This is a genomic window from Microbacterium sp. NPDC091662 (assembly GCF_044756705.1).
Taxonomy (GTDB): Bacteria; Actinomycetota; Actinomycetes; order Actinomycetales; family Microbacteriaceae; genus Microbacterium.
In genome coordinates this window covers 29,560-52,731 of sequence record NZ_JBIVTM010000002.1, presented here as the reverse complement: position 1 = coordinate 52,731, position 23,172 = coordinate 29,560, and the positions used below count along the sequence as shown (strand labels likewise).

Genomic DNA, 23,172 nt, shown 5'->3' with positions numbered 1-23,172 from the left:
TCAGCCCCCGAGGCGGCGCGCGATCAGCTCATCCATCAGCCTCTCGCGATCGATATCTCTCACCTGGGCGCTCGGTGTGCGGTCGTGCCAATCCACGATCCTCCTGGCGCCCTCTGCGAAGGCCACGGTGGCGGCATGCTGGGGCACGAGGGAGCGAACCTTGCTGTTGTCGAAGATCGAGGAGTGCGCGCGGTCACCGAGGAGGATCTCGCCCCATCCGCCGTCGACGACGGCGATCTCCTCGGATGGCACGGAGACGTAGTCGGCGACGGCCCCGGCGGCGATCGCGACCGCGTCGAACGCCTGACGCCAGCTGATCGCCTCCTCGCCGGTGATGTGGAAACTCTCGCCGTGCGTCCGCGAATCTCCGAGCAACCTCACGAACGTCGCCGCGAAATCGTCGGCGTGCGTGAGGGTGCACAAAGGGCGGCCGCCGTCGGGGAGCAGGATCGGTCTCCCCTCCCGCATCCGCTCGACGACCGTCCACCCGCTGTCCATGGGGAAGAGCGTCTCGTCGTAGGTGTACGACGGGCGCACGATCGTGACTGGCGCTCCGCTCGCACGGTACTCGCGCACCAGCACGTCCTCGCACGCAATCTTGTCTCGGGAGTAAGGGAAGAAGGGGTTGCGCAACGGCGTCGATTCCCGGATCGGGAGGATGGCCGCCGGCTTCTGATACGCCGATGCGGAGCTGATGAAGACGTACTGCCCGGCGTCCGCGCCGAACAGATCGAGCGCGGTGGTGACGTGGGTGGGGGCGAACGCGATGAAGTCCGCGACGACGTCGAAGGCCCGTCCGCCGAGCGCGCGACGCACGGACTCTTCGTCGCGCACGTCACCGCGGTGCTCGATCACTCCGGCGGGCAGCGCCCGCGAGCCCGCGGTCCCTCGGCGGAGGACATGGACCTCATGCCCGATCGCGAGCGATGCCCGCACGCAGGCCGAGGAGATGACGCCGGTCCCGCCGAGGTAGAGGACGGACAGCGGCATGAGCAGCTCCGATCAGCTCCGGATGAAAGGGCGGTGTGCGACGGAACCCGGGGGCTCCGCCGCACACCAGACGATTACTGCTGAGCCAGGATCCGCTCGGACTCCGCTGCCATCTGGTCGAAGATCTCGCTGTCTGCCGAGAAGTTCCAGTACTTCTCCCACATCGGCTTCAACGTCGCGTCGAGCTCGCCGCCGCGCTGGAACACGGGGGTCGTGAACGTCTGTCCGCTCTCGACGAGCTCGACCAGCGGGGCGACGTCGATGTCCTTCGCCTTCATCGCCTCCTGGGTGACCTTCATCGACTCCGGGATCGACGGGAAGAACGTGCCGTCCTCGCCTGCCAGGCTCTGGCAATCGGTGGAGCCGAGGTACGAGACCCACTTCCACGCCTCATCGGGGTGCTTCGTCCCTGCCCAGATCGAGTCGCCGTTCGAGTTGGTGAGCGAGCTGCGCTCGCCGTCCTCGCCGATCACGGTCGGGGCGAACGAGATGTTCACCCCGTCGATGCTGGTCAGGGAGCCGAGGTTCGCGGTGTGGCTGCCTGCCATGGCGATCTTGCCGGAACCGAGCCAGTCGGCGATCTCCGTCGTGAACGCCCCGTTCTTCGGGCTGAAGCCGTCCGCGCTCAGGCTGCGGATCCAGTCGAGGGATTCCTTGAACACGTCCTCGTCGTACTGGAAGCGCGTCGGCCAGTTCTTCTCGTCGCCCAGCGTCCAGCCGGTCGTCGAGAGGAAGCCGCTCCAGCTGTCCTGTCCGTTGTTGCCCTGCAGACCCATCGGCATCAGACCGTAGACGGCAACGTTGTCCTTATCGAAGCCGGGCTGGTCACCGTGCACGCCGTTCGCGTCCACCGTGAGCTTCTTCACGATCTCACCGAACGTGCCGCTGCCGTCCGGTGCCCACGTCATGTTCTGCATGTCCTCGGCGGTGAGGCCCGCATCGGCGACGGCATCCTCGTTGTAGTACCAGACCTCGGTCGCCCAGTCCTTCGGGAGGCCGTAGTGCTTGCCGTCGGTGTACGTCCACGTGTCGACCCCGACGCTGAAGCGATCGAGATCGAAATCGCTCGAGGCGATCAGATCGTCGAGTGCGAGCAGCTGGCCCTGCGAGACGTACTCGGGGAAGTAGTTCGCGTGATTCATGAACGTATCGGGGGCGTCGCCGGCCACGAAGCCGGCGGTGAGCTTGGTCCAGTAGTCGTTCCAGTTGTAGTACGAGACCGTGACGTCGATGTCGGGGTTCGCCTCGTTGAACGCGTCGGCGCACTTCTCGTACGACAGCGACTGGCCCTGGTCCCAGGTCCACCACTGGATCGGGACCTTCCCTCCGGCCTCGCCGCCGGCGTCCGTGGAGCAGGCGGCGAGCGGCACGAGCAACGACGCCGTCGCCGTGATCAATGCGCCCTTCATGAAGGTGGATCGTGTCATCATCTCTGGTTCCTTCGTTTGCGGTGGATGTCGGTGCGGGGGTCAGCGGACGCCGGAGAAGCCGATCGAATTGACGATGCGGCGTCCGAAGATCAGGAAGATGAGGAACATCGGCAGGGCGGCGATCAGCGCGGCGGCCATCAGCCCCGCCCAGTCGGTCGCCGTCCCCGGCGCGGATTGACGGAACACCGCCAGCGCGAGGGTCAGCGGTCGCACTTCGTCACCGGACGTGGAGACGAGCAGCGGCCAGAAGTAGTCGTTCCACGCGCCGATGAAGCCGAGGATGAGAAGCGTCACGATCGGCCCCTGCGCCATCGGCATGATGATGCGGAACATGACGCGCAGGCGCCCGGCGCCGTCGATGATCGCCGCTTCCTCGACCTCGCGACTGATGCCGAGGAAGAACTGACGCAGGAAGAAGATGTTGAATGCCGAGAAGAGCGCCCCGGGCAGGATCAGTCCCGCGAAGGTGTTGACGAGGCCGAGCTGCTTGATGAAGACGAAGTTGGGCAGCAGCGTCATGATCCCCGGCACCATCAGCGCGACCATCAGCATGCCGAAGACCAGGTTGCGCCCCCGCCATTCGAGCCGGGAGAACGCGTAGGCGGCGAGGGCGGAGAACAGCACGACGAGGACGGTCGATATCCCGGCGTAGATCACGGAGTTGCGCATGTAGATGCCGATGTCGAAGCCGGCGACGTTGCCGCCCTGCGCCTGGGCCTCGGCGAGTGTCGCGAAGCCCAGAACGCGCCGGAAGGCCTCGACGGTGAAGTCGACGGGCAGCAGCGAGCTCGGGTCGGCGGCGAGCGCCTTGTTGTTCGACAGCGCGGTGCGCAGGATCCAGTAGAACGGGAAGATCGTGACGATCAGCACGATGCTGAGGTAGGTCCAGCCGGCCGCGCGGCCGATGCTGAACGGACGACGCCGCCGACGTTCGATGTGCGTGGTGGTCATGGCTACCCCTTAGTCCGTGTCCGACTCGTTGATGCGCGACAGGCGCATCTGCACGAAGGTGATGACGAGCATGATCAGGAACAGTCCGAGGGAGATCGCCGACGCGTAGCCGAAGTCGAACTGCCCGAATGCCTTGCTGTAGATGTAGTTCTGCAGCACGTTGGTGGAGTTCTCCGGCCCGCCCTTCGTCGTCACCTGGACCAGGTCGAAGATCTGGAAGCAGTTGATGATGGTGAGGATGACGACCATGGCGAGCACCGGTCGCAACAGCGGGATGGTGATGCGCCGGAACATCTGGAACTCGCTCGCCCCGTCCAGCCGACCGGCTTCGTACACCTGGACGGGGATCGCCTGGAGTCCGACGAAGAGGAGGATCGTCGTGTACCCCAGTCCCTTCCAGACCGTGATGGCCGCCAACGCGGGGATGGCCCACGCCGGATCCGTGAAGAACTGGATGCGCGGGATGCCGATGGCCTCGAGCAGTTCGTTCGCGATGCCGAGCTGGGAGTCCATCATCCAGGTCCAGATCACACCGGCGACGATGTTGGACACGAGGAAGGGGATGATGATGACGCTGCGGATCGTGGTCGAGGTCGTCAGGCGGTGCAGTATCACCGCTGTCACGAGGGAGAGCAGGATCACGCCGCCCGCCGAGAGCAGGACGTAGTAGATCGTCACCCGGAGGGAGTTCCAGAACACCTCGTCGCTCATCATGCGCACGAAGTTCGCGCCGCCGATCCAGTTGGCGTCACCGAGCACACGGAAGTCGGTGAAGCTGAGATAGATCCCGCGCAGCGTGGGGTAGACGGCGAAGACGAGGAACCCGAGGAGGGCGGGAGAGATCAGCAGCCACGCCATCTTCGCGTCACCGCGGTGCGCCGCCGAGAGCGACGGTCTGGCGCGCTTGCCTCGAGGTTCGCGGGTCTCGCGCGTCTCGGGTGCGGCGACGAGCGGAGCGACGTCAACGGCCATGGCGGGCCGCTTTCCGGGAGGTGCGCTCTGATCGTTGAGCTGAGCGTTCGTCGATGAACATTTCACTAACGTAAGGCGGCGTTTTCCGGTGCAACAGGAAGCATTTCATGGGAAACCTAGACATAACGATGATGGACAGGAGAGGTCAGAGCGCGCCGAGGAGCCAGCCGGCATCCGTGCTCCGGCCGGGGTCGACCGTGAGCAGACCGCGACCGGAGTTCAACGCGTCGGGCGGACAGGTCATCGGCTCGACAGCGAGCGCCATGCGTCGGATGCCGTCCACCGGCTCATCGGAGCTGTAGAGGTGCGCCCAGTCGCAGCGGCGATCCCAGGCTATTCTCACGCCCGACCCGTCGGGTCCCCGCAGCTCGACCGCGGCGGTGCCTTCGGGCGAGCGTCGCCAACCGGTGTAGGAGTTGTTGAACCGCGTCCGTCCGATCCGATGCGGGATGCGGAAGTCCAGCTCGGGGTGCTCGTCCACCGCGACCAGGCCTTCGGGGAGCATCCGCTGCCGCGACGTCAGCAGCACCTCCGCGGCGTCGACCTCGAGCTCCCAGCCGTCGATCGCGCCGTCCCCGGCGGGCCCGGCAAGCAGATAGGGATGACCGCCGATGCCCACCGGAGCAGCCCGATCGGAATCGTTGTGCACCCTGATCTCCTGCCGCAGCCCGCCGGGCTCGAGTCGGAACACGGCGCGCACCCGCAGCCGCCACGGGTAGCCGGGCCGCGGTTCGAGCGTCGTCTCCAAGGTGATGCTCTCGGCGTCGACCTCGGTGGCGAGGAACGACGACCACGCGACGAGTCCGTGCACGGCCGTGCCGGTCTCCGGCTCGTCGAGGGGCAGACGATGGATCTCGCCCTGGAACGCGTACCTGCCGTCGGCGACGCGGTTGGGCCAGGGCACGAGCAGGGCTCCGCGCATCGCCGGACGCACCCGGTCGGCATCGAAACCGGCGACCAGTTCTCGCCCCTCGTGGCTCAACCCACGGACGGTCGCACCGACGGTCGCGATCTCCGCCCGATACCCGAATGCCTGCAGGATGCACTGCTCGCCGCTGAGCGGTGTCCGCGCCACCCGCTCAGCCCTCCGGCTGTTCTCGGGCGAAGAGCAGGAGCTCGGGCAGACTCGTGGCGAAGTAGTCGGTCACACCCGCGTCATCCCTGGCGACTGGCGGAGTGTACGGCGAGCGCGTCTCGCCGAGGGAGGCCGGCGGATCGGTCTGCGCGAGCCCCAGCGCCCGGTGTGCCGCGTCCCACACCCCGAGCGCCTGCCCTTCGCCACCCTCCCAGGGGTGGAAGGACCGTTCGGTGAGGATGCGCAGGGCTTCCTCGGCTTCCCCCGCGTCGATGAGCAGCGCGAGGTAGGAGATCGTGAGATCGTCGCGGGTGAGCACGGCCGTCACGACCGATCGCAGCCGCGACAGCCGCTCGCGCTCCGGATGCCCGAGGCGTTCGGCGAGTTGGTCCTGTTCGTAGAGGAGGCGCGCATCGTCCGGGGCGAGTTCGACGGCCCGCCCATAGAGCGCCCAGGCCCGATCATCGTCGTGCCGGATGTTGTACGCCGCCAGCGCGGCGTTGCGCAGGAGCACAGGATGCTCCGATCCGGCGGCCATCGCCCGGTCCCAATCCTCTGCCGCGTCGAGGCGGCGACCGTGACCGTACAGCAGCATCCCGCGGAGGTGCCGAGCGGTCGCATCCGCAGGCTCTGCGCGGACCGCCTCGTCGAGGATCTCGAGCGCATCGAGCCCGGCGGGGAACGCCCACGTGAGGTCCTGAGTCCGCGCCTGGGCTCTGGCGCGCGCGGCATCGTCCGCGCTTCCCGCTCGATCCAGGATGCTCGAGACGAGGTAATGGGCGAGCGGCCTCCAGTTCCCGCGCCCGTCGAACGGCAGCTCGGCGATGCGGCCGAGCAGTTCGAGCGCGATGCCGTCTTCGCCCGCGGCCCGCAGATCCAGCGCGGCGTCGAAGAGGAGACCTGGATCATCCGCCGACAGGTCTCCGGCGAGGATGCGCAGTGTCGTGTCGAGCGGATCCGACATCAGCGCGTCCGCGAGCAGGGCGTGTGCGGCGTCGTCGCGCCCGAGGCGGCGGAGCACGATCACGTGCAGTGCGATGCGTCTGGCGTCGTGAGCGACCACGCCGTCGATGCTCTCGATCACCCGCAATGCCGCGCGATCACGACCATGCCTCGCGTGCGAGCGGGCGAGCGCGAACCCGGCAGCAGCCGACCACGTCGCATCCCACCCGGCCTTTCCCCAGGCCTGCTCGGCCTCGGAAGTCCGCCCCAGACGCTCCAGGATCAGTCCCCGCATGTAGAACGCCTCCGCGTCCTGCGGATTGGCGTTGCGGCGGGTGATCCGTGCCAGGGCGCGATCGACCCGCTCGAGCGCGGTGACAGGGCGCCCGCGCCGATACTCCCAGTCGGCGAGTGCGAGGTTGGTGCGCGCATCGTCGGGGTCGATCTCGAGCGCGGCACGCCAGTATGGCAGGGGCGAACGTGTCGGATGGCGGTACTGGCTCAGGTGGAGGCCGGTCAGGAACAGTTCTTCGACGGACTCGATGGCCTCGGGTGCCGGCGGCTCCTCTGCGACCCAGGGCTCTTCGTCATCCGTCTCATCCACGGCCTCCCAGCGCACCAGGATGCTCCCATCCGCCGCCCGCAGCTCGACGGCGAGACCCGGACCGGAGATCTCGGCCTGGAGTTCGAACGGCACACCGGGCGCGAGGTCGGCGCGCCGGGTGGAGACGGTCTCGCCGTGGCGCAGGATGGCGAGGGTCGCGCCCCGCTGCGGGGAGGTGACGGCGGCGACGGCGCGGGTGAGGACGCCCCGGTCGACATGGACCGCCGCATCCGTCGTCGCCTGGTGGGCCACGCCGATCGCGGGGATCGGGAACCAGTACTGGCTGAACGTCTTGGTCTCCCCCGGCAGCAACCAGCTGAAGTCGGGCTGGTTGTCGGTGTACACACCTGCCATGAGCTCGACGTACGGGCCGTCGTCATCGGTGAGCTGGGCATCCCAGGCACGGCCGAACGGCGCGTCACCCCAGGTCCACTGCTTCTTGCCGGGAGAGATGCGGCGCTCGGCCCAGTGCACGAAGCCGGCACCTGCCGCGTGGTCGTAACCGCCGAAGTAGTCCTGTGCCGAGTCGACGATCATGTACGACGTGGGCACCGGGATGTTGCGGTACCAGTCGATGCGGTCGGCTCCCGACCGCTCCGCGGCCAAGGCAGGGTAGTCCACTCCGTAGTAGGGACGATCGGCCTCGGGGAAAGCGGTGAGGGCACGACGGGCGTGGTCGGCGACGTAGCGGACGTCTTCCGGGAAGAACGACTGATAGTCGTCGTGGACGAAGGCGGCGACGTTCGCCCACCACAGGAACGTCTGACGCTCCATCGTGCGGTTGTGCAGGCGCACCCGCAGCTCGACGACCGTGCTGTCAGGGCGCAGGCGGATGCCGTGCTGGGCCGACATGCGGGCGAAGGGGTCATGATCGTGACACCAGACCGTCACCGAACCGTCGTCCTCGTGCTCGATGCTGGTCTCGACGGGAAGGTAGGTGGCCGGGCGGTGGTGCTGCGGCCAGTTGAACTCGACCCCGCCGCTGATCCACGGTCCTCCGAGCCCGACCAGGGCGGGCTTGATGACGTTGTTCCGGTAGAAGAAGTCGTAACCGGTGGTCTTGTCGAACCCGATGTGGATGCGTCCGCCGAGCTCGGGCAGGATGACCAGCCGCACGTAGCGGTTCTCGATGTGCACCGCCTGCCAGTCGCGAGGCTCCGCCTCCTCGTCGACGTGCTCGGTGAACGGCAGCGGATAGATCTTCCCGCTGGATCCCTGATAGACGCGCTGGTCGAGGTACATGGGGTAGCGGCTGGGTTCCCCGGCGGCATAGGTCAGGATGCGCAGGGCCTCGCTCCAGGCGACGGCCTCCCCTGCCTCGAGCCGGACAGCCTGCTCGTGCGGAGCGTCGGGGAGAGTGATCCGCTCCCGCGGCTCCCCCGTGTCCGTCGCCTTCGAATCCATCACGGCGTTCGTCTTCGACACTGGAGATGAGGTGGCCATGGCGGAACGTCCTTGTCTGATCGGCAGCACCGGCGGGAATCGCCGGTGCGGTCATCTCGAGACTAGGAAAGCGCGCGGCGCTCCTCTATGGCCAGATTGCGGGGAACCCTGGACAAAACGCTGATACCACGCCCGAACGCGACCGTACGTGGTGGCGCATCCCGGCGTCGCGCCGTCCGTCGATCGGAGCCAGGGCGCCTCCTTCACCAGGGGCTGGGCTCGTAGTCCTTCAGGAACACGCCGTGGATGTCTTCGCCGGCCTCGCCGCGCACGATCGGGTCGTACACGCGGGCGGCTCCGTCGACCAGGTCGAGCGGGGCGTGGAAGCCCTCTTCGGCGAGGCGCACCTTCGTGTAGTGCGGACGCTCGTCGGTGATCCAGCCGGTGTCGACGGCGGTCATCAGGATGCCGTCCTTCTCGAGCATCTCGCCGGCACTGGTGCGCGTGAGCATGTTGAGCGCCGCCTTGGCCATGTTCGTGTGCGGGTGGCCAGGCCCCTTGTACCGGCGCGAGAACTGGCCCTCCATGGCCGAGACGTTCACGACGTACTTGCGGTGGGAGTCGGAAGCGGCCATCGACGCGCGCAGGCGGCTGATCAACAGGAACGGTGCCGTCGTGTTGGCGAGCTGCACCTCGAGCATCTCGAGCGGATCGACCTGCTCGATCGACTGCACCCAGCTGTTCACGCGGTTCACGTCGGGCACGAGTCCGCCGGCGTCGATCGCGGTGCCGTCGGCGTGCTTCTCGAGCGACGACGACCCGGGGGCCATCGCGAGGCGTGCGAGGTCTTCGGCGGTGAGCGCCTGGCCACCCTGCTCGGCGACCGTGCCGCCGAGGGCAGCCACCGAGAGCAGCGGATGCGCGTCGACGGATGCCTGCAGCGCCTGCGGGTGCGGGTCAGCCGTGTGACCGAAGGTCTCCATCTCGGGCAGCGGACCGTCGGGAAGCGGCTGCAGCTCAGCATCCGCCAGCAGGGAGTATGCCCCCGGCGAGCGGCGCACGGTCTGCGCGGCGTTGTTGATGAGAATGTCGAGCGGGCCTTGCGCTGCGACCGAGTCGGCGAGGCCGATCACCTGGGCGGGATCGCGCAGGTCGATGCCGACCACCCGCAGACGGTGCAGCCAGTCGGCCGAATCGGGCAGCGCCGAGAAGCGGCGAACGGCGTCGCGCGGGAAGCGGGTCGTGATCGTGGTGTGCGCGCCGTCGCGCAGCAGCCGCAGGGCGATGTGCATGCCGATCTTGGCGCGGCCGCCCGTGAGCAGGGCGCGCTTGCCGGTGAGGTCGGTGCGGGCATTGCGCTTGCCGTGGCTGAAGCGGGCGCAATCCGGGCAGAGCTGGTGGTAGAACGCGTCGACCACGGTGTACGGCTGCTTGCAGATGTAGCAGTTGCGCGGCTTCAGCAGTTCGCCCGCGATCGGGGCGTCGACCACGCTGGTGGCGAGGTCGTTGCCGCGGGTCTCGTCGTCGATGCGGTCGGGCGCCCCGGTGGCGGTGCGGGCGACCACGGCCTTGTCGGCCTCGGCGATCGCGTCGCGGATCTCTTTGCGACGTACGCGCTTGACGGCCTTGAACATCGCGGCGGTCGCATGGCGGACGGCGACGAAGTCGGGGTGCTCGTTGTCGATCTGGTGCAGCTCGGCCAGCACACGCAGCGTCGTGGCGAGGTCATCGGGATCGACACCCGGTCCGAAGTCGGGTGCGGCGTCGGAAGGGGCGTCGGTCATTGTGCCGATTTTACGCGAGCGTCCTGGGGGTATGCCCGGACGCCGAGCGCACGGCTCCGGACGCCGAGTGCACGGCTTGTCGACGAGTGCACGACGTATCGACGCAGGGAAGCCGTGCACTCGGCGGGTTCTCGTGCACTCGGCGGCCACCGAACGCGGAAGCCTGAGTGTCGACGTAGATATGCAAGTTGGTACTTGCCTATTATGGGCCCATGGCCGATCTGTTCCGCGCACTCGACGACGAGACGAGGCGCCTCATCCTCGACGAGCTGTCGGCTAGCGACGAGCAGACGCTCTTCGAGATCTGCACGACGTTGACGATGCGGCACGGCCTCACTCTGACCCGGCAGGCGGTCTCGCAGCACCTCGCGGTGCTCGAGTCGGCGGGCCTGATCTCCACGGAGCGGCGTGGCCGTTCCAAATTCCACTACTTCCATCCCGAGCCCCTCGCCCGCATCGCCGAGCGCTGGCCGAACACACGGAGCATCCCATGAGAATCGAAATGACCAGCATCTTCGTCGACGACCAGCGCAAGGCGCTGGCCTTCTACACCGACGTGCTCGGCTTCACAAAGCACCATGACATCCCGCTGGGCGATGATTCCTGGCTCACCGTGAAGTCGACAGAAGCCCCGGACGGACCGGAGCTTCTGCTGGAGCCGTCCGGGCACCCCGCGGTGAAGCCCTATCGCGACGCGCTCGTCGAAGACGGCATCCCCCTCGCGCAGTTCACGGTCGACGACCTCCACGCCGAGCACACGCGCCTGACCGGGCTCGGCGTCGTCTTCACGCAGCCGCCGACCGACATCGGCAACGCCTGGGTCGCCGTGCTCGACGACACCTGCGGCAACCTCATCCAACTGATCCAGATGAAGGCCGCCTAGCTGCACAGCCCCTCCGCATCGCGAGTGCACCGGATGCCGCCGAGTGCACGGCATCTTCGCGCGTAGAATCCGTGCATTCGACGCCAAGCCGTACACCCGACGACCCGAAACGGACGACGTCGACCGTGCAGGAGCCGGGCCATGGCGCAGACTGTCTTCATGACCGATCCCGACCCGCACCTGCTCGGACCAGGGCTGCTGCCGACACCGTTCACCGCCGAAGAGATCCGTGACGCCACCGGAACCGGGAAGTCGATCCGCCTTCTCCTGGAGGGGCCGGACGGTCCGATGGGCGAACACGTCAACCGTTTCAGCGACACCGATGAAGAGGGCGCGACCCTCGAGCGGTGGGCGGCCGAAGACCCGAGTGCCGTCGTCTCGAACCGCGTGACCTGGGCCGAGCTCCAGGGCCACGCCGCCTTCGACGCCGATACCACGAGCGTGTCGACCGTGCGCCTGTCGACACCGCTCGGCGAACTCACCTGTCGCAGGTACGACACCGACGATGGCGTCTTCTGGTTCTCGATCGACCATCCGGGCATGCCGGTGCAGTACGAGTCCGACGGGCTGCGCACGACCGTGCTGAGCATCGACAGGGACTGACCCCGAGTCGCGTCAGGAGGCGGCACCGCGTCGGGCGGAGAACTCCGCGTCGGGCGGACAGCCACGCGTCACGGCTCCTCCCCACACGGAGAACTCCGCCCCACGCCGGGTCCGTCCGACGCGGTTCTCAGCGCAACGCGCGCGCAACACCCGAACGTCGGCGCCCCGGCGTAGGGTCGCACCATGAGCAGCACAGCATCCGGAGAACGTCATGGAGTGGTCCCCTCCTATCTGCTCGCGCGCCTGGCCGAGTCGGGCCGCTTCCCGAAGGCCGCCGCAGCTGCGCGACAGACGCTGACCGCCGGCCGACCGCCGTTCCGCGCCCGCATCGACCTGTCGATCGACGAGAACGGCGACCTCGTCGCGCAGTTGTCCGACGCCCCCAACCGCACGATCAGCGACGCCGGCAACACCCAGCAACTGCCCGGCGCGGTCGTACGCGGTGAAGACGATGCCCCGGTCGACGACACCGCGGTGAATGAGGCCTTCGACGGCCTCGGCGCCACGTTCGAGATGCTCCTCGCGGCTTTCGACCGCAACTCCCTCGACGACGCGGGCGCCCCGCTGGATGCGACCGTGCACTACGGCGTCGACTACGACAACGCATTCTGGGACGGCGAGCGCATGGTGTTCGGCGACGGCGACGGCGAGGTGTTCCAGCACTTCACCGGCTCACTCACGGTCATCGGCCACGAACTCGCACACGGCGTCGTGCAGCACACTGCCAACCTCGAGTACCAGGGGCAGCCCGGCGCACTGAACGAGTCGATCGCCGACGTGTTCGGCGCCCTGACCGAGCAATACTCCCTCGACCAGACGGCCGACGAGGCGACGTGGCTCATCGGCGCCGAGATCTTCACCGATGCCGTGGAGGGTGCGGCGCTGCGCTCGATGATCGCGCCCGGCACCGCCTACGACGACGACGAGCTCGGCCGCGATCCGCAGCCCGACCACATGAGCGGCTTCGTCCGCACCACCGAAGACAACGGTGGCGTGCACATCAACTCCGGCATCCCCAACCGCGCCTTCGCCCTCTTCGCCATCGACCTCGGCGGCAAGGCGTGGGAGCGCGCGGGAAACGTCTGGTATCGCGCTCTCACCGGCGGCCTGTCGAGCACCGCGACCTTCACGCAGTTCGCCGACGCCACGGTGGCTGCGGCCGAGACGATCGATCGGGCCACGGCCGCAGCCGCTCGACGCGCGTGGACGACCGTGGGAGTCTATGAAGATGAGCGAGTCCCCTCCACCGACTGATGCACAGGTCGTGATCGCGGTGGTGCGCACCGGCGGCATCGCCGGCATCCGTCGTCAATGGCGGGTGGAAGCGGCACCCGACGACGCCGTGGAGTGGATCGACCTGATCGACCGTTGCCCGTGGGACCAGGAGCCGGATTCCGGGGCGGGGGCCGATCGGTTCGTCTGGAGCATCCGCGCTCGCACACCGTCCGAGAGACGCGAACGCGAGCTGCCTGACTCCGCGCTCGACGGCCCCTGGCGCACGCTCGTCGAAGCCGTGCGCCAGGCCTCGGCCTGACGGCGTCATCCGACGTACGCTCTCAGATGAGCCGTCGACCGACGGCGACGCGAGGAGGGGGCTCATGCTGACGACGGAAGAAGCCGAACGACTGCTCGGGGCAGCACGCGAAGCACACACCCGCGGCGACCCTCTCCTGCACCTGCACGTCGAGGTCAGCCGCCTCACCGGAGCCCCGTCATCGTGGGGTTCCGCAGCGAACGATTACCTCCAGAACGAGAGCGTCGGCTACTTCCTCAGCGAGGTGGAGAGGACCGGCTGGCGACTCGAGCACACCGGATACGCCTTCGTCGGATCGGGCGCCACCACCTCCGACCGCGTGATGAGCACCGGCACGGGCGTCGTGAATCACGGCGCCGTCTCTGGATACTTCACCTTCCGGCGCGCGACCTCGGCCTGACGATCACGATATCGACACGGACCAACAGCGCCGCATCCGATCAATCCCGTGTGAATCCGACCTCCTGACCTCACCCCGGGGTCACAATGGTCCCCATGGGACTGTTCCAGCAGAAGCCTGAAGAAGAAGAGAACCAGTGGGTGCTGCCCTCGGAACCGCTCGAGCGCTCTGAATCGGACCTTCTCGACACCGCACCCGTCGTCGACCCGCTGTCGATCGGACTCGGCGCGGAGACCAGCGGCGATCTGAGCTCGGTCCTGTTCCCGGTCGCCCCTCCCGTGCCGGAAGCGACAGCGACCGAGAACCAGGAACCCGAGGACGACGACCCCGAAGACGACTGACAGACCGGCCGGAGCCGCCGACCTCAGCCCCGCGCCTCGCCCAACCGCCAGTATCCCGAGAACGTGATCCGGTCCTTCGATACGCCGAGGTCGACCAGGTGACGGCGTAGCTCCTGCACCGCGAGTCGCTCTCCGCACACCCACGCATAGTCGATCACCTCGGGAAGCTCAGCCACCCGCACCGCCCGCTGCAGTCGCGCACCGGGCAGCTCACCCCGGCGCTCGACCCAGGTGACGGCGCCCGCGAGTTCCTGTTTCTCCGCGGCATCCGCGATCTCGATGAAGACGTGCGTCTCCGGAGCCTCCGTCGTCTCCAGGATGCGCGCGATCGCGGGCAGTGACGACTCGTCGCCGATGATCACCCGCGCGCGCGTCTCGGGCAGGGGCGCATACAGGGCCGTGCACTCGCGGATACCGAGGGTCGACCCCACCCGGGCCCGCACGGCGAACCGCGTGCCCGGCCCCTCGTCTCCGTGCACCACGAAGTCGACGTCGATCTCCCGGGCCTCCGGGCGATGGTGGCGCAGCGTGTACCAGCGCAGGTCAGGCCGTTCGTCCTCGGGGATGGCCGCGACGGCCGCACGGATGTTCTCCGTCCCATCGTTCGCGGGCAGCACGAGCGGAATGCTCTCGCCGCGGGGCAGCAGCAGACCCAGGTACTCGTCCGGTCCCGCGGGTGCGTAGTCGGCGAACTCCTCGGCCGCGATCGTGAGCCGGCGCATGTGCGGAGTGAGATCGCGCACGGCGGTGACCCGGGCAGCGAAGACGCGAGCTCCGGCGCGGCGAGGACGCTGCGGAGGACGGACGCGTGAAACAGTGTGCTCAGCCACGCCGAGCCCCCTCTCTCCAGAGCAGCCACAGGAAGAATGCGCCGCCGACGGTGATGGTGACGACGCCGACCGGGATCGGCGCCGGGAAGATGTTCTGTGCGAGCAGGTCGCTCGAGAGCAGCAGCAGAGCCCCCACGAGGCCCGAGGCGAGGAAGCTGGTCGCACCGGTCAGCCGTCGGGCGATGTGCGGGGCGATCAGCGCGATGAACGAGATCGGACCGGCCGTGGCGACCGCGACGGCGACCAGCAGCGTGGCGGCGGCGAGGAGGATCCATCGTGCGCGCACGGTCCGCACGCCCAGCGCGGTCGAGACGCTGTCGCCGAGGGCCATCATCCGTGCGTCCGGAGCCGCCGCGATGAGCAGCGGGACGATCAGGAGCAATGCGATCAGCGCCGGAAGGAGGTCGCCCCATCCGCGGCCCTGCAGTGAGCCGATCAGCCAGGTCTGTGCCGTGGTCGCGCTGGCGACGAACACCTGGGTGAGCACGTAGTCGACCACGGCCATGGCGGTGGCCGACAGGGCGACACCGGTGAGGATCAGCTGCACGCCGTGGAGTCCCGAGCGTGCCGTGAACAACACGATCACGCCGGCGATCACAAGGGCGCCGATCACCGCACCGAGGGCGGCCTGTGCCAGGGATCCGCCGAGCACGAGCATCACGACGACTGCGCCGACCGAGGCGCCGCTGCTGATGCCGATCACGTCGGGGCTGGCGAGCGGGTTGCGGGTCAGGCTCTGGAACACGGCCCCGGCGACGGCCAGACTCGCACCGACGACGATCGCGACGAGGCTGCGCGGCAGACGGCGCCCGAGCACGAAGAAGCCGTCGAGCCGTTCCGGCGGGCGCCCGAGCAGCGTCTCCACCAGCGCTGCCGGGGTGACGACGTACTCGCCGATCATGAGCGCGGCGACCAGCAGCACCAGGAGTACGGCGGCGAGGATGCCGCACACGACCGCCGTGCGGTGACTGAACCGCAACGACCAGCGTGTGCCACGCAGCACGCGGTCGTCTGCCGTGAGGGCATCGGTGCGCACACTCACGACAGTCCTGCCGTCCGCTTGCCGACGACGAATGCGATGAGCAACGGGCCACCGATCAGGGCCGTGACGATGCCGACCTGCACTTCGCCGCCTCCGCCGATCACGCGGCCGAGGGTGTCGGCCAGCAGCAGCATCGCGGGGGCGGCGAGCAGCGACAGCGGCAGCACCACCCGAAGGTCGGGCCCGACGAGGCGGCGCAGCAGGTGCGGAATGACGAGGCCGACGAACGCGATGGGACCGGCGATCGCGGTCGCCGTGCCGCAGAGGAGGGTGACGGCGACGAGCACGAGTGCGCGCACGACGCCCGGCTTGACCCCCAGCGCGATCGCGCTGTCGTCGCCGAGCGCCATGAGGTTGAGCGCGGGCCCGAGCAGCAGGGCGAGGATCACGCCGACGACGATGAAGACGACGAGCGGCAGCGCCTCTTCGACCGGTCTGGCGGTGAGCGAGCCGACCCGCCAGAACCGGAACGCGTCGAGCACGGTCTCGTCGGTCAGCACGATCGCCTGCGATGCTCCCGCGAGGATCGCCGAGAACGCCACGCCCGCGAGGATCAGACGCACGGGCGAGCCCGAGGCGAAGCGGGTACCGGAGAACCAGAAGATCACAGCAGAGGCGAGCGCGGCTCCGCCGAGCGCGAGCCAGATCGTGCCGCCGACGCCGAGCGCGCCGAGCACGCTCATACCGGCGACGACACCGAACGAAGCACCGGCGCTGACGCCGAGCATGCCCGGATCGGCGATCGGGTTGCGGGTGAGCGCCTGCATCAGCACTCCGGCCGCACCGAGGGCGACGCCGCAGATCACGGCGTTGACGGTGCGGGTGACGCGCAGTTCGCCGACGATGTTCAGCACGTTCTGGTCGCCCGTGCCGAACAGCGAGAGCACGACCTCGTCGAGGGGTACGAAACGGGCGCCGACGGCGAGACTCAACGCCAGCGCGATGGCCAGCACCACCGGCACCAGGACGATCCCGAACCACGCCGGGAACCGGGATGCCGGGGCCGGAGCGCGACGGCGCGCGACGACGACGGGTTCAGAACTCATATTTGGATAGCCTAACCAAACATCGCTAGGGTTGTGACACGTGAACAGACCTCTCCGAAGCCGCTTCCGTCCGCTCGCCACCGCCGCCGCCTCCCTCGCCGCGATCGCCCTGATCGCCACCGCCTGCTCCAGCACTCCCGCCGCCGAGGAGTCCGCTCCCGCCGCGAAAGGCTCGAGCTACACGGTCGAGCATGCGATGGGCGAAACGGAGTTCGAGTCGGTCCCCGAGCGGATCGTCGTGCTCGACTCCCCGCAGATGGACGCCCTGGTCGCCCTGGGCATCACTCCGGTCGGCGCACCGGAGATCGGGGCCGGACGCGGCTTCCCGGCCTACCTCGCCGACGACCTCGACGGCACCGAATCGATCGGCTTCATCGCCGAGCCCGACGTCGACGCGATCGCGAACCTCGCCCCGGACCTGATCATCGGCTCGAAGGTGCGGCACGAGGCGCTCTACGAGGAGCTGTCGGCGATCGCGCCCACCGTGTTCTCTGAGGACACCGGCACGAACTGGACCGAGCAGGCCGTGCTCACCGCCGCTGCCGTGAACCAGAGCGACAAGATGGACGAGCTGATCACGGGCGTCGAGGACCGTGCGGCCGAGGTCGGCGAAACCGTCGAGGCCGATGGCACCACCGCATCGATCGTGCGCTTCCGCGCCGACAACTTCCGCCTCTACGGCCCCGGCACCTTCTCAGGATCGCTGCTGACCGACATGGGCTTCGATCTGGGCGCCGACCGCGACTGGAACGAGTACTCGATGATGGAGCTCAGCCCCGAGCTCTACGAGCAGATCGACGGCGACGTGGTGTTCTACATGAGCCCCGGCGGCGACCCGACCGCGACCACGCAGGCGCAGATCACCGGTCTCTGGGGCGCACAGCCCGGTCCCGCTGGAGACAAGGCGTTCGAGGTCGAGGACGACACCTGGATGGTGGGCATCGGCGTGATCGGTGCGAACCTGGTGATCGACCAGGTCGAGGACCTGCTCGGCTGACGCTTTTCGAATCGCTCGAATGGCTCCATGCCACCGGAAACGGAGCCATTCGGGCGATTCGAACACCCGGAGGAACAATGACCACGCAGCATCCGGCACTCGAAGCCCGTGGACTCGTCGTCGCCTACGACGGCAAGGTCGTCGTCGACGGTGTCGACCTCGCTCTGCCCGAGGGGTCGTTCACCGTCATCCTCGGACCGAACGCCTCGGGCAAGTCGACCGTGCTGCGCGCGCTCGCGCGGGTGCTGAAGCCGGAATCCGGAGATGTGCTGTTCGACGGTCGTGCCCTCGGCGAGTACGGATCCAAGGAGCTCGCCCGCAGGATGGGGTTGCTGCCGCAGGATGCGATCGCCCCCGAGGGCATGCGGGTCGCCGACCTGGTCTCACGCGGAAGGTATCCCCACCATTCGGCGCTGCAGCGCTGGACCTCCGCCGACGACACCGCCACCCGCGACGCCCTGGCCGCGACGAACACCGCCGACCTCGCGGAGCGCTACGTCGACCAGCTCTCCGGTGGGCAGAGGCAACGGGTCTGGGTGGCACTGTTGCTCGCTCAGCAGACCCCCGTGATGCTGCTCGACGAGCCGACCACCTTCCTCGACATCGCGCACCAGTACGAACTGCTCGACCTGTTGCAGGCCCTCAACCAGCAGGGCAAGACCGTGATCGCCGTGCTGCACGACCTCAACCAGGCGGCGCGCTACGCCGACAACCTCGTGCTCATGAAGGAAGGCCGTGTGGTCGCGACCGGCACTCCCGCCGAGCTGATCACGGCGGAGCGTGTCGGAGAGGTCTTCGGCATCGACGCGATCGTGACCCCTGATCCCGTCACCACGACCCCGATGGTGGTGCGGCGGTAGGAAGCGGGGCCAGCCCCTCCGCACCGCCCTCGTCTGGGGACGGCTGCGACCGGAGTGCGAATCGACGTCGGGCCGCGCGGCTACGGTTGAGGGATGACGATCACCGCCGCCGCAGACGGCTCCGCCCTGGGCAACCCCGGTCCCAACGGGTGGGCCTGGTACATCGACGACGAGAACTGGGCGGCCGGCGGTTCGCCGCACGGCACCAACAACCAGGGCGAGCTGCGCGCGGTGCTCGAACTGCTGCTCGCGACGGCGGGCACCGACGAGAAGCTGCTGATCGAATGCGACAGCCGCTACGTGATCGACTCCGTGACGAAGTGGATGCCGGGGTGGAAGCGCAAGGGCTGGCGCAAGTCCGACGGCGGTCCCGTGCTCAACCGCGACCTTCTCGAGGGCATCGACGAAGCCATCCGCGGTCGTGACGTCGAGTTCTCCTGGGTCAAGGGGCACGCGGGGCATCCGCTGAACGAGGCCGCCGACGAGCGCGCGAACGCCGCAGCGAAGGCATACCAGGCGAAGCAGGAACCGCGACGAGGACCGGGCTTCACCCTCGGGACGGATGCCGGAGCCGCGGTCGCCGCGTCGGCACCGGTCGCCGCCTCCACCCCCTCATCGGCCCCCACTCGGGCGACCGCGCCGGCGACGGCCTCCGCCGTGTCGCCGGCCGCTGCGTCTGCCGTCGCCGAGCCGCTGTGGGCCGAGGCATCCGATCTCCTCGACGGTCTGGATGCGGCCGAAGACGACCCGATCGAGCTGCGCATCCCCCTCTCGTCCGACGAGCACGCGCGACTGCGGGACCGCGCCGAAGCTCAGGGCATCTCGCTCGAAGAGGCGCTCCGCCGCCTGATCTGAGGCTCTGCGCAGCGCCACCTCCGTAGACTCGGCTGATGACGGAATGGGTGGTGACGCAGCGGTGAAGGCCCGCACCGTCTTCGGCCTGCTCCGCCTCGGCGCTGCTGCTGTCTGCCTGGTGGCGCTCATCCATCGACTCGCCTGGGGCCTGGCGTCGAACACCATCGCGAGCCAGAACTTCTTCGCGTACCTGACCAACCAGTCGAATATCGCGTTCGTGGTGCTGCTGAGCATCGCGGGGGTCATCGCCCTGCGCACTGCCCGGGATCCGCGCTGGCTCACCATCGCGCTGGCGCTCGTGCTGACCTGGACCATCACCGCCGGACTCGTGTTCGCGATCCTGGTCTGGCAAGCCGGCATCCGGGGTATCCGCATCGACGTACCGTGGTCGGATCAGGTGCTGCACTTCTGGCTCCCCGCCGTGACGGTGGCGGCATGGGCGCTGGCCCCCGGACACCGCTCCGTCCCCTGGCGGGTGATCCCGGTCACGCTCGCCTATCCGATGCTCTGGGGTGTCGCCACCATGATCCGCGGGCCGCTCATCGGCTGGTACCCGTACTACTTCCTCGACCCGCGGCAGGTGAGCGGCCCGATGGAGTTCATCCTCTCGTCGGCGATCGCCCTCGGCACCTTCGCCGCGGTCGCCACGGTCCTCGTGCTCGTCAGCCGCATGCCGCTGCCGAGACGACTGCGCATGGACGTCGATGCGACCTCCGATACGCCGACACCCGAACGCGCGCCGATCGGTGAACGCGTCGGTCAGACGTAGAGGGCCAGCGACGCGAGAGCCGCTTCGACGGCCTCGTCCTCGTCGAGCTTCGCGAATTCGGTGGCCGCAGCCCCGCCCACGATGCCGACGAGCACGTTCTCGCCGGTCGCGGGTCGCAGGTTGATCCAGGTCGGGATCACCACATCGGCGCCGACCGCATGCCAGATCGCCTCTTCGTTCTCCCAGAACGGCTCGTCCCACCGCAGCCATACCGTCTCGATCGCGCCCATGCCGAGCATCGACACCGCACCGCGGTTGGAGAACGGCAGCGGCGGGTCGAACTCGATGCTGCGGTCCTGGAGCACGCCCAGCGGCACGGTCACGAGCACGCGGTCGAACGACAGCGCTTCTCCGGTACCGAGGCGCACACTCACTCCGGAGTCGTCGTACGCGAGGCGGGCGACCGGGGAGTTGAGCCCCACCTTGACGCCGTCGAGGGCCTGCTCGATGAACGGCGTGACGTCGCCGGTCGCCGCCTTCGGGTCGCCATCGGGCAGCGGCGGTGCGAACCAACTGGACAGTTCGTCGGCGCCGGCACCGGTGCGGGCGGCGAGAATCGCGAGCAGCGCAGCGGTCGCAGGATCAGCGGGATCGATACCGGCCGCGGTCAGAGCGTCGGTGACGGAGGAGTCTTCCGGGGCGGCCTGCGCGGTCGCGATCGCCGCGTCGAACGGTTGGGGGTCGACCGGGTCGACGTCACCGTCGGGCCCGCGCCACACCTCGCCCGCCAGATCGACGACGCCGACCTCTCCCTTGCTCATCCGATCGAGCACCTCGACGTCATCCGCGCCGAAGAGCCAGGCCCCGAGTTGCACCGGCACGGGCCACGATTCCTCGACGCGGGAGTAGACCCGTCCGCCGACGCGATCCCTGGCTTCGAAGACCGTCACCTCCATGCCGCCCTCGGCGAGCAGCGCGGCAGCGGTGGCACCGGCAAGTCCTGCGCCCACGACGGCGACACGCTCCCCCGAGGTCGCCGGGATCAGGAGCTCTTCGGCCGCACGCGCACCCGAGCCGATCGCGCCGCGCACCGTTCCTGGCGCTTCTTCGTCCGTGGCCTCACCCGCGAAGAAGAGGCGCCCGTCGACGGGTTTTCCCAGCGCGAGACGGGTGCCGGCGAGCACGCCGACCGGCGTGAAACTGGCGGCTCCGAGTGCGAACGGATCGGTGGTCCAGGTGCTGCGGATGCTGCCTGCCGCTGCCGGGACACCGGGCGGCGGCTCGGGCTCGCGCGTGCGAGTGGGCGTCGGCGTTGGAGCCGGTTCCGGGGTGCAGGAGGCGAGAAGCACCGATGCGACACCGGCTCCGGCGCCGAGGAGCAGAGTGCGGCGCGTGATCCTCATCGTGTCGCCACTTTATCCCGAACACCTGCGTGGAGGTGTGGCACCTCGATGCTCGGCCCCGCCGGGGCAGGCCGAAACGCCGGGTCAGGCCGTCTCGGGAGAGATCGGCCTGACCCGGCGTGAACGCCTGAAACGGCGACTGCTTGCGCGCAAGATGCAGCGTCAGACGGAGAGCAGCTCCCGCTCCAGGCGGGCGAACGACGACTCCATCCCGTCGGCCATGCCGGTGGCGAGGATCATGTCGCGCGTCTCCTTGTCGGGATACTCGATCAGCAGGGTGACGAGCGTCGCGCCGTCTTCCTCGTAGAGGTTCAGGTCGTTGAGGGTCTCGGTCGGCAGCCCCTGCATGCGCTCGGTGCTGACCGCGCGGCGCGGCGCGTCGATCAAGAGCGCCTCCCCCTCGAAACCGAACGGCTGCCCCTCGGTGTCGCCGACCGGCGCCCAGGAGTTCCGGTACGACTGGCCGACCTCGGTGGCCGCAACGCACTCCGTCATCTCCCAGCCGTCGGGTCCGAGCATCCACTTGCGGATGAGCTCGGGCTCGAAGTGCGCCCGCCAGACCAGTTCGCGCGGCCCTTCGACCAGTCGCGTGATGCGCACGTGGGTGTCGTCGAGCAGCTCGACGCGCGTGCCCTTGCCCTGTGCGTACTCGCGGAGATCCTGCAGCACGGTGTCGAGCTGGGCCATCGCCATCTTGATGCCCTCGACCTGGCCCATCTCGACGACCTGCTCGAGCGCATCGACCGAGTCGAAGTGGCTCGTGGTCACCATGCGGGTGCCGTCGGCCGTGGGCTCGAACGCGAACGACATCCGCTGCGCGGGGAAGCCCTCGAGTGGCTTGCCGCTCTCATCGACGAAGGAGTCGATGACCTCGAATCCGTTCGGCGCATCGATCGAGATGAACTCCCACGACCCGGACGACTTCTCGCCGCGCGGACCGTTCATCGAGTACACGGCGCGCCCGCCGACGGTGTGGTCCCAGGCGGTGAAGGTGGCCGGCCATCCGGGAGGACCCCAGAAGCGCTCGAGCTGACGCGGGTCGCTGTAGGCGCTCCAGACGCGGTCGATGGGGGCCGCGAAGTCGGCGACCACGGTCATGGTCAGGTTCTCGGCATCGGTGGTGACGTCGGTGACAGGCATGTTCAGTCTCCTTGTTCGTTCTTCGTGGTGTCGCTGGTGTCGGATGAGGCGGGCCGAGGTGGCTCGGCCAGCAGGTCGTCGAGTCGGGCGATGCGCGACCGCCACAGCTCTTCGTATCGGGCGAGGAGCGCCCTGGCGCGGGCGATCATCTCGGGGTTCGCGCGGACGAGCCGCTCGCGTCCCTCGGCGCGCTTGACGATGAGGTTCGCGGCCTCGAGCACGGCGACGTGCTTCTGCACCGCGGCGAACGACATCTCGTATTCGGAGGCGAGGGTCGAGACCGACTGCTCACGCTCGATCGTCCGGCGCAGGATGTCGCGCCGGGTCGACGTCGCCAGCGCGTGGAAGACACGGTCGACCTCCGCTTCGCTCAGTTCTCTTTGTGCAACCATTTGGTT

Annotated in this window: 24 protein-coding genes; 11 read left to right on the top strand and 13 right to left on the bottom strand. The window is 68.6% G+C overall.

Going from position 1 to position 23,172, the window contains the following annotated elements:
- The 7 genes from ACIQLD_RS13625 to ACIQLD_RS13595 all read right to left on the bottom strand — a co-directional run bounded on the left by ACIQLD_RS13625 (nt 1) and on the right by ACIQLD_RS13595 (nt 10,131).
- A complete protein-coding gene (locus ACIQLD_RS13625) occupies nt 1-990 on the bottom strand; it encodes an NAD-dependent epimerase/dehydratase family protein (RefSeq protein WP_402608666.1) in 990 nt (329 codons plus the stop codon).
- A gap of 74 nt (nt 991-1,064) precedes the next feature.
- Nucleotides 1,065-2,420, bottom strand: coding sequence for an ABC transporter substrate-binding protein (locus tag ACIQLD_RS13620; RefSeq protein WP_402608664.1), 1,356 nt, complete (start codon nt 2,418-2,420; stop codon nt 1,065-1,067).
- Between the two features lie 39 nt (nt 2,421-2,459).
- Nucleotides 2,460-3,371 (bottom strand): carbohydrate ABC transporter permease, encoded by a 912-nt coding sequence (locus tag ACIQLD_RS13615; protein ID WP_402608662.1) that lies wholly within the window; start codon nt 3,369-3,371, stop codon nt 2,460-2,462.
- A gap of 9 nt (nt 3,372-3,380) precedes the next feature.
- Nucleotides 3,381-4,343 (bottom strand): carbohydrate ABC transporter permease, encoded by a 963-nt coding sequence (locus tag ACIQLD_RS13610; protein WP_402608660.1) that lies wholly within the window; start codon nt 4,341-4,343, stop codon nt 3,381-3,383.
- Between the two features lie 145 nt (nt 4,344-4,488).
- Entirely contained in the window at nt 4,489-5,418 is a 930-nt protein-coding gene (locus tag ACIQLD_RS13605; protein WP_402608658.1) for an aldose 1-epimerase family protein, read from the bottom strand.
- Nucleotides 5,419-5,422: 4 nt separating this feature from the next.
- Nucleotides 5,423-8,407: a DUF5107 domain-containing protein gene (locus ACIQLD_RS13600; protein WP_402608656.1), complete on the bottom strand. Its 2,985-nt coding sequence runs from the start codon at nt 8,405-8,407 to the stop codon at nt 5,423-5,425.
- A 203-nt stretch (nt 8,408-8,610) separates the two neighbouring features.
- A complete protein-coding gene (locus ACIQLD_RS13595) occupies nt 8,611-10,131 on the bottom strand; it encodes an SDR family NAD(P)-dependent oxidoreductase (protein ID WP_402608655.1) in 1,521 nt (506 codons plus the stop codon).
- Between the two features lie 212 nt (nt 10,132-10,343).
- Between ACIQLD_RS13595 and ACIQLD_RS13590 the strand changes: the two genes are divergently transcribed.
- The 7 genes from ACIQLD_RS13590 (at nt 10,344) to ACIQLD_RS13560 (ending at nt 13,892) form a co-directional block, all read left to right on the top strand.
- Nucleotides 10,344-10,625 (top strand): ArsR/SmtB family transcription factor, encoded by a 282-nt coding sequence (locus ACIQLD_RS13590; RefSeq protein ID WP_402608653.1) that lies wholly within the window; start codon nt 10,344-10,346, stop codon nt 10,623-10,625.
- Nucleotides 10,622-11,014 (top strand): VOC family protein, encoded by a 393-nt coding sequence (locus tag ACIQLD_RS13585; RefSeq protein WP_402608651.1) that lies wholly within the window; start codon nt 10,622-10,624, stop codon nt 11,012-11,014. The genes ACIQLD_RS13590 and ACIQLD_RS13585 overlap by 4 nt, the downstream gene beginning before the upstream one ends.
- A 159-nt stretch (nt 11,015-11,173) precedes the next feature.
- A complete protein-coding gene (locus tag ACIQLD_RS13580; protein ID WP_402608649.1) occupies nt 11,174-11,617 on the top strand; it encodes a hypothetical protein in 444 nt (147 codons plus the stop codon).
- A 183-nt stretch (nt 11,618-11,800) separates the two neighbouring features.
- Nucleotides 11,801-12,871: a M4 family metallopeptidase gene (locus ACIQLD_RS13575; RefSeq protein ID WP_402608648.1), complete on the top strand. Its 1,071-nt coding sequence runs from the start codon at nt 11,801-11,803 to the stop codon at nt 12,869-12,871.
- Nucleotides 12,846-13,151: a protealysin inhibitor emfourin gene (locus ACIQLD_RS13570; protein WP_402608646.1), complete on the top strand. Its 306-nt coding sequence runs from the start codon at nt 12,846-12,848 to the stop codon at nt 13,149-13,151. Before ACIQLD_RS13575 ends, ACIQLD_RS13570 begins: the two co-directional genes overlap by 26 nt.
- 64 nt (nt 13,152-13,215) lie before the next feature.
- Nucleotides 13,216-13,551 carry a hypothetical protein gene (locus ACIQLD_RS13565; RefSeq protein WP_402608644.1) on the top strand — a complete coding sequence of 112 codons (336 nt, stop codon included), beginning with the start codon at nt 13,216-13,218 and terminating at the stop codon, nt 13,549-13,551.
- A gap of 95 nt (nt 13,552-13,646) precedes the next feature.
- Entirely contained in the window at nt 13,647-13,892 is a 246-nt protein-coding gene (locus tag ACIQLD_RS13560; protein ID WP_402608642.1) for a hypothetical protein, read from the top strand.
- 23 nt (nt 13,893-13,915) lie between these two features.
- On the opposite strand, the gene ACIQLD_RS13555 is transcribed toward ACIQLD_RS13560, so the two are convergent.
- The 3 genes from ACIQLD_RS13555 to ACIQLD_RS13545 are packed head-to-tail and all read right to left on the bottom strand — an operon-like array spanning nt 13,916 to nt 16,810.
- Complete coding sequence (locus tag ACIQLD_RS13555) at nt 13,916-14,722, bottom strand: siderophore-interacting protein (protein WP_402608640.1); 807 nt, start codon at nt 14,720-14,722, stop codon at nt 13,916-13,918.
- Nucleotides 14,715-15,764: a FecCD family ABC transporter permease gene (locus ACIQLD_RS13550; RefSeq protein WP_402608638.1), complete on the bottom strand. Its 1,050-nt coding sequence runs from the start codon at nt 15,762-15,764 to the stop codon at nt 14,715-14,717. Before ACIQLD_RS13550 ends, ACIQLD_RS13555 begins: the two co-directional genes overlap by 8 nt.
- Nucleotides 15,761-16,810, bottom strand: coding sequence for a FecCD family ABC transporter permease (locus ACIQLD_RS13545; protein ID WP_402608636.1), 1,050 nt, complete (start codon nt 16,808-16,810; stop codon nt 15,761-15,763). Before ACIQLD_RS13545 ends, ACIQLD_RS13550 begins: the two co-directional genes overlap by 4 nt.
- Before the next feature lie 40 nt (nt 16,811-16,850).
- On the opposite strand from ACIQLD_RS13545, the gene ACIQLD_RS13540 reads away from it, so the two are divergent.
- The 4 genes from ACIQLD_RS13540 (at nt 16,851) to ACIQLD_RS13525 (ending at nt 20,291) form a co-directional block, all read left to right on the top strand.
- Nucleotides 16,851-17,807 (top strand): ABC transporter substrate-binding protein, encoded by a 957-nt coding sequence (locus ACIQLD_RS13540; RefSeq protein ID WP_402608634.1) that lies wholly within the window; start codon nt 16,851-16,853, stop codon nt 17,805-17,807.
- A 77-nt stretch (nt 17,808-17,884) separates the two neighbouring features.
- Nucleotides 17,885-18,667 (top strand): ABC transporter ATP-binding protein, encoded by a 783-nt coding sequence (locus ACIQLD_RS13535; protein WP_402608632.1) that lies wholly within the window; start codon nt 17,885-17,887, stop codon nt 18,665-18,667.
- Nucleotides 18,668-18,760: 93 nt separating this feature from the next.
- Entirely contained in the window at nt 18,761-19,522 is a 762-nt protein-coding gene (locus ACIQLD_RS13530) for a ribonuclease H (protein ID WP_402608630.1), read from the top strand.
- Between the two features lie 43 nt (nt 19,523-19,565).
- Entirely contained in the window at nt 19,566-20,291 is a 726-nt protein-coding gene (locus ACIQLD_RS13525) for a Pr6Pr family membrane protein (protein WP_402608628.1), read from the top strand.
- On the opposite strand, the gene ACIQLD_RS13520 is transcribed toward ACIQLD_RS13525, so the two are convergent.
- The 3 genes from ACIQLD_RS13520 to ACIQLD_RS13510 form a co-directional block, all read right to left on the bottom strand.
- Nucleotides 20,282-21,634 (bottom strand): FAD-dependent oxidoreductase, encoded by a 1,353-nt coding sequence (locus tag ACIQLD_RS13520; RefSeq protein ID WP_402608626.1) that lies wholly within the window; start codon nt 21,632-21,634, stop codon nt 20,282-20,284. The two genes, ACIQLD_RS13525 and ACIQLD_RS13520, sit on opposite strands and share 10 nt — an antisense overlap.
- Nucleotides 21,635-21,796: 162 nt before the next feature.
- On the bottom strand, nt 21,797-22,774 hold the full coding sequence (locus ACIQLD_RS13515; protein WP_402608624.1) for an SRPBCC domain-containing protein: 978 nt from the start codon (nt 22,772-22,774) through the stop codon (nt 21,797-21,799).
- A gap of 2 nt (nt 22,775-22,776) precedes the next feature.
- Nucleotides 22,777-23,166, bottom strand: a complete 390-nt coding sequence (locus ACIQLD_RS13510) for an ArsR/SmtB family transcription factor (protein WP_402608622.1) — start codon at nt 23,164-23,166, stop codon at nt 22,777-22,779.
- Nucleotides 23,167-23,172 lie beyond the last annotated feature (6 nt).

What these genes read in the sequence shown, in the direction of transcription:
- ACIQLD_RS13625 (WP_402608666.1), bottom strand. Translation starts at nt 990, where the DNA reads ATGCCGCTGTCCGTCCTCTACCTCGGCGGGACCGGCGTCATCTCCTCG.
- ACIQLD_RS13620 (WP_402608664.1), bottom strand. Translation starts at nt 2,420, where the DNA reads ATGATGACACGATCCACCTTCATGAAGGGCGCATTGATCACGGCGACG.
- ACIQLD_RS13615 (WP_402608662.1), bottom strand. Translation starts at nt 3,371, where the DNA reads ATGACCACCACGCACATCGAACGTCGGCGGCGTCGTCCGTTCAGCATC.
- ACIQLD_RS13610 (WP_402608660.1), bottom strand. Translation starts at nt 4,343, where the DNA reads ATGGCCGTTGACGTCGCTCCGCTCGTCGCCGCACCCGAGACGCGCGAG.
- ACIQLD_RS13600 (WP_402608656.1), bottom strand. Translation starts at nt 8,407, where the DNA reads ATGGCCACCTCATCTCCAGTGTCGAAGACGAACGCCGTGATGGATTCG.
- ACIQLD_RS13595 (WP_402608655.1), bottom strand. Translation starts at nt 10,131, where the DNA reads ATGACCGACGCCCCTTCCGACGCCGCACCCGACTTCGGACCGGGTGTC.
- ACIQLD_RS13590 (WP_402608653.1), top strand. Translation starts at nt 10,344, where the DNA reads ATGGCCGATCTGTTCCGCGCACTCGACGACGAGACGAGGCGCCTCATC.
- ACIQLD_RS13585 (WP_402608651.1), top strand. Translation starts at nt 10,622, where the DNA reads ATGAGAATCGAAATGACCAGCATCTTCGTCGACGACCAGCGCAAGGCG.
- ACIQLD_RS13580 (WP_402608649.1), top strand. Translation starts at nt 11,174, where the DNA reads ATGACCGATCCCGACCCGCACCTGCTCGGACCAGGGCTGCTGCCGACA.
- ACIQLD_RS13575 (WP_402608648.1), top strand. Translation starts at nt 11,801, where the DNA reads ATGAGCAGCACAGCATCCGGAGAACGTCATGGAGTGGTCCCCTCCTAT.
- ACIQLD_RS13570 (WP_402608646.1), top strand. Translation starts at nt 12,846, where the DNA reads ATGAGCGAGTCCCCTCCACCGACTGATGCACAGGTCGTGATCGCGGTG.
- ACIQLD_RS13565 (WP_402608644.1), top strand. Translation starts at nt 13,216, where the DNA reads ATGCTGACGACGGAAGAAGCCGAACGACTGCTCGGGGCAGCACGCGAA.
- ACIQLD_RS13560 (WP_402608642.1), top strand. Translation starts at nt 13,647, where the DNA reads ATGGGACTGTTCCAGCAGAAGCCTGAAGAAGAAGAGAACCAGTGGGTG.
- ACIQLD_RS13545 (WP_402608636.1), bottom strand. Translation starts at nt 16,810, where the DNA reads ATGAGTTCTGAACCCGTCGTCGTCGCGCGCCGTCGCGCTCCGGCCCCG.
- ACIQLD_RS13535 (WP_402608632.1), top strand. Translation starts at nt 17,885, where the DNA reads ATGACCACGCAGCATCCGGCACTCGAAGCCCGTGGACTCGTCGTCGCC.
- ACIQLD_RS13530 (WP_402608630.1), top strand. Translation starts at nt 18,761, where the DNA reads ATGACGATCACCGCCGCCGCAGACGGCTCCGCCCTGGGCAACCCCGGT.
- ACIQLD_RS13525 (WP_402608628.1), top strand. Translation starts at nt 19,566, where the DNA reads ATGGGTGGTGACGCAGCGGTGAAGGCCCGCACCGTCTTCGGCCTGCTC.
- ACIQLD_RS13520 (WP_402608626.1), bottom strand. Translation starts at nt 21,634, where the DNA reads ATGAGGATCACGCGCCGCACTCTGCTCCTCGGCGCCGGAGCCGGTGTC.
- ACIQLD_RS13515 (WP_402608624.1), bottom strand. Translation starts at nt 22,774, where the DNA reads ATGCCTGTCACCGACGTCACCACCGATGCCGAGAACCTGACCATGACC.
- ACIQLD_RS13510 (WP_402608622.1), bottom strand. Translation starts at nt 23,166, where the DNA reads ATGGTTGCACAAAGAGAACTGAGCGAAGCGGAGGTCGACCGTGTCTTC.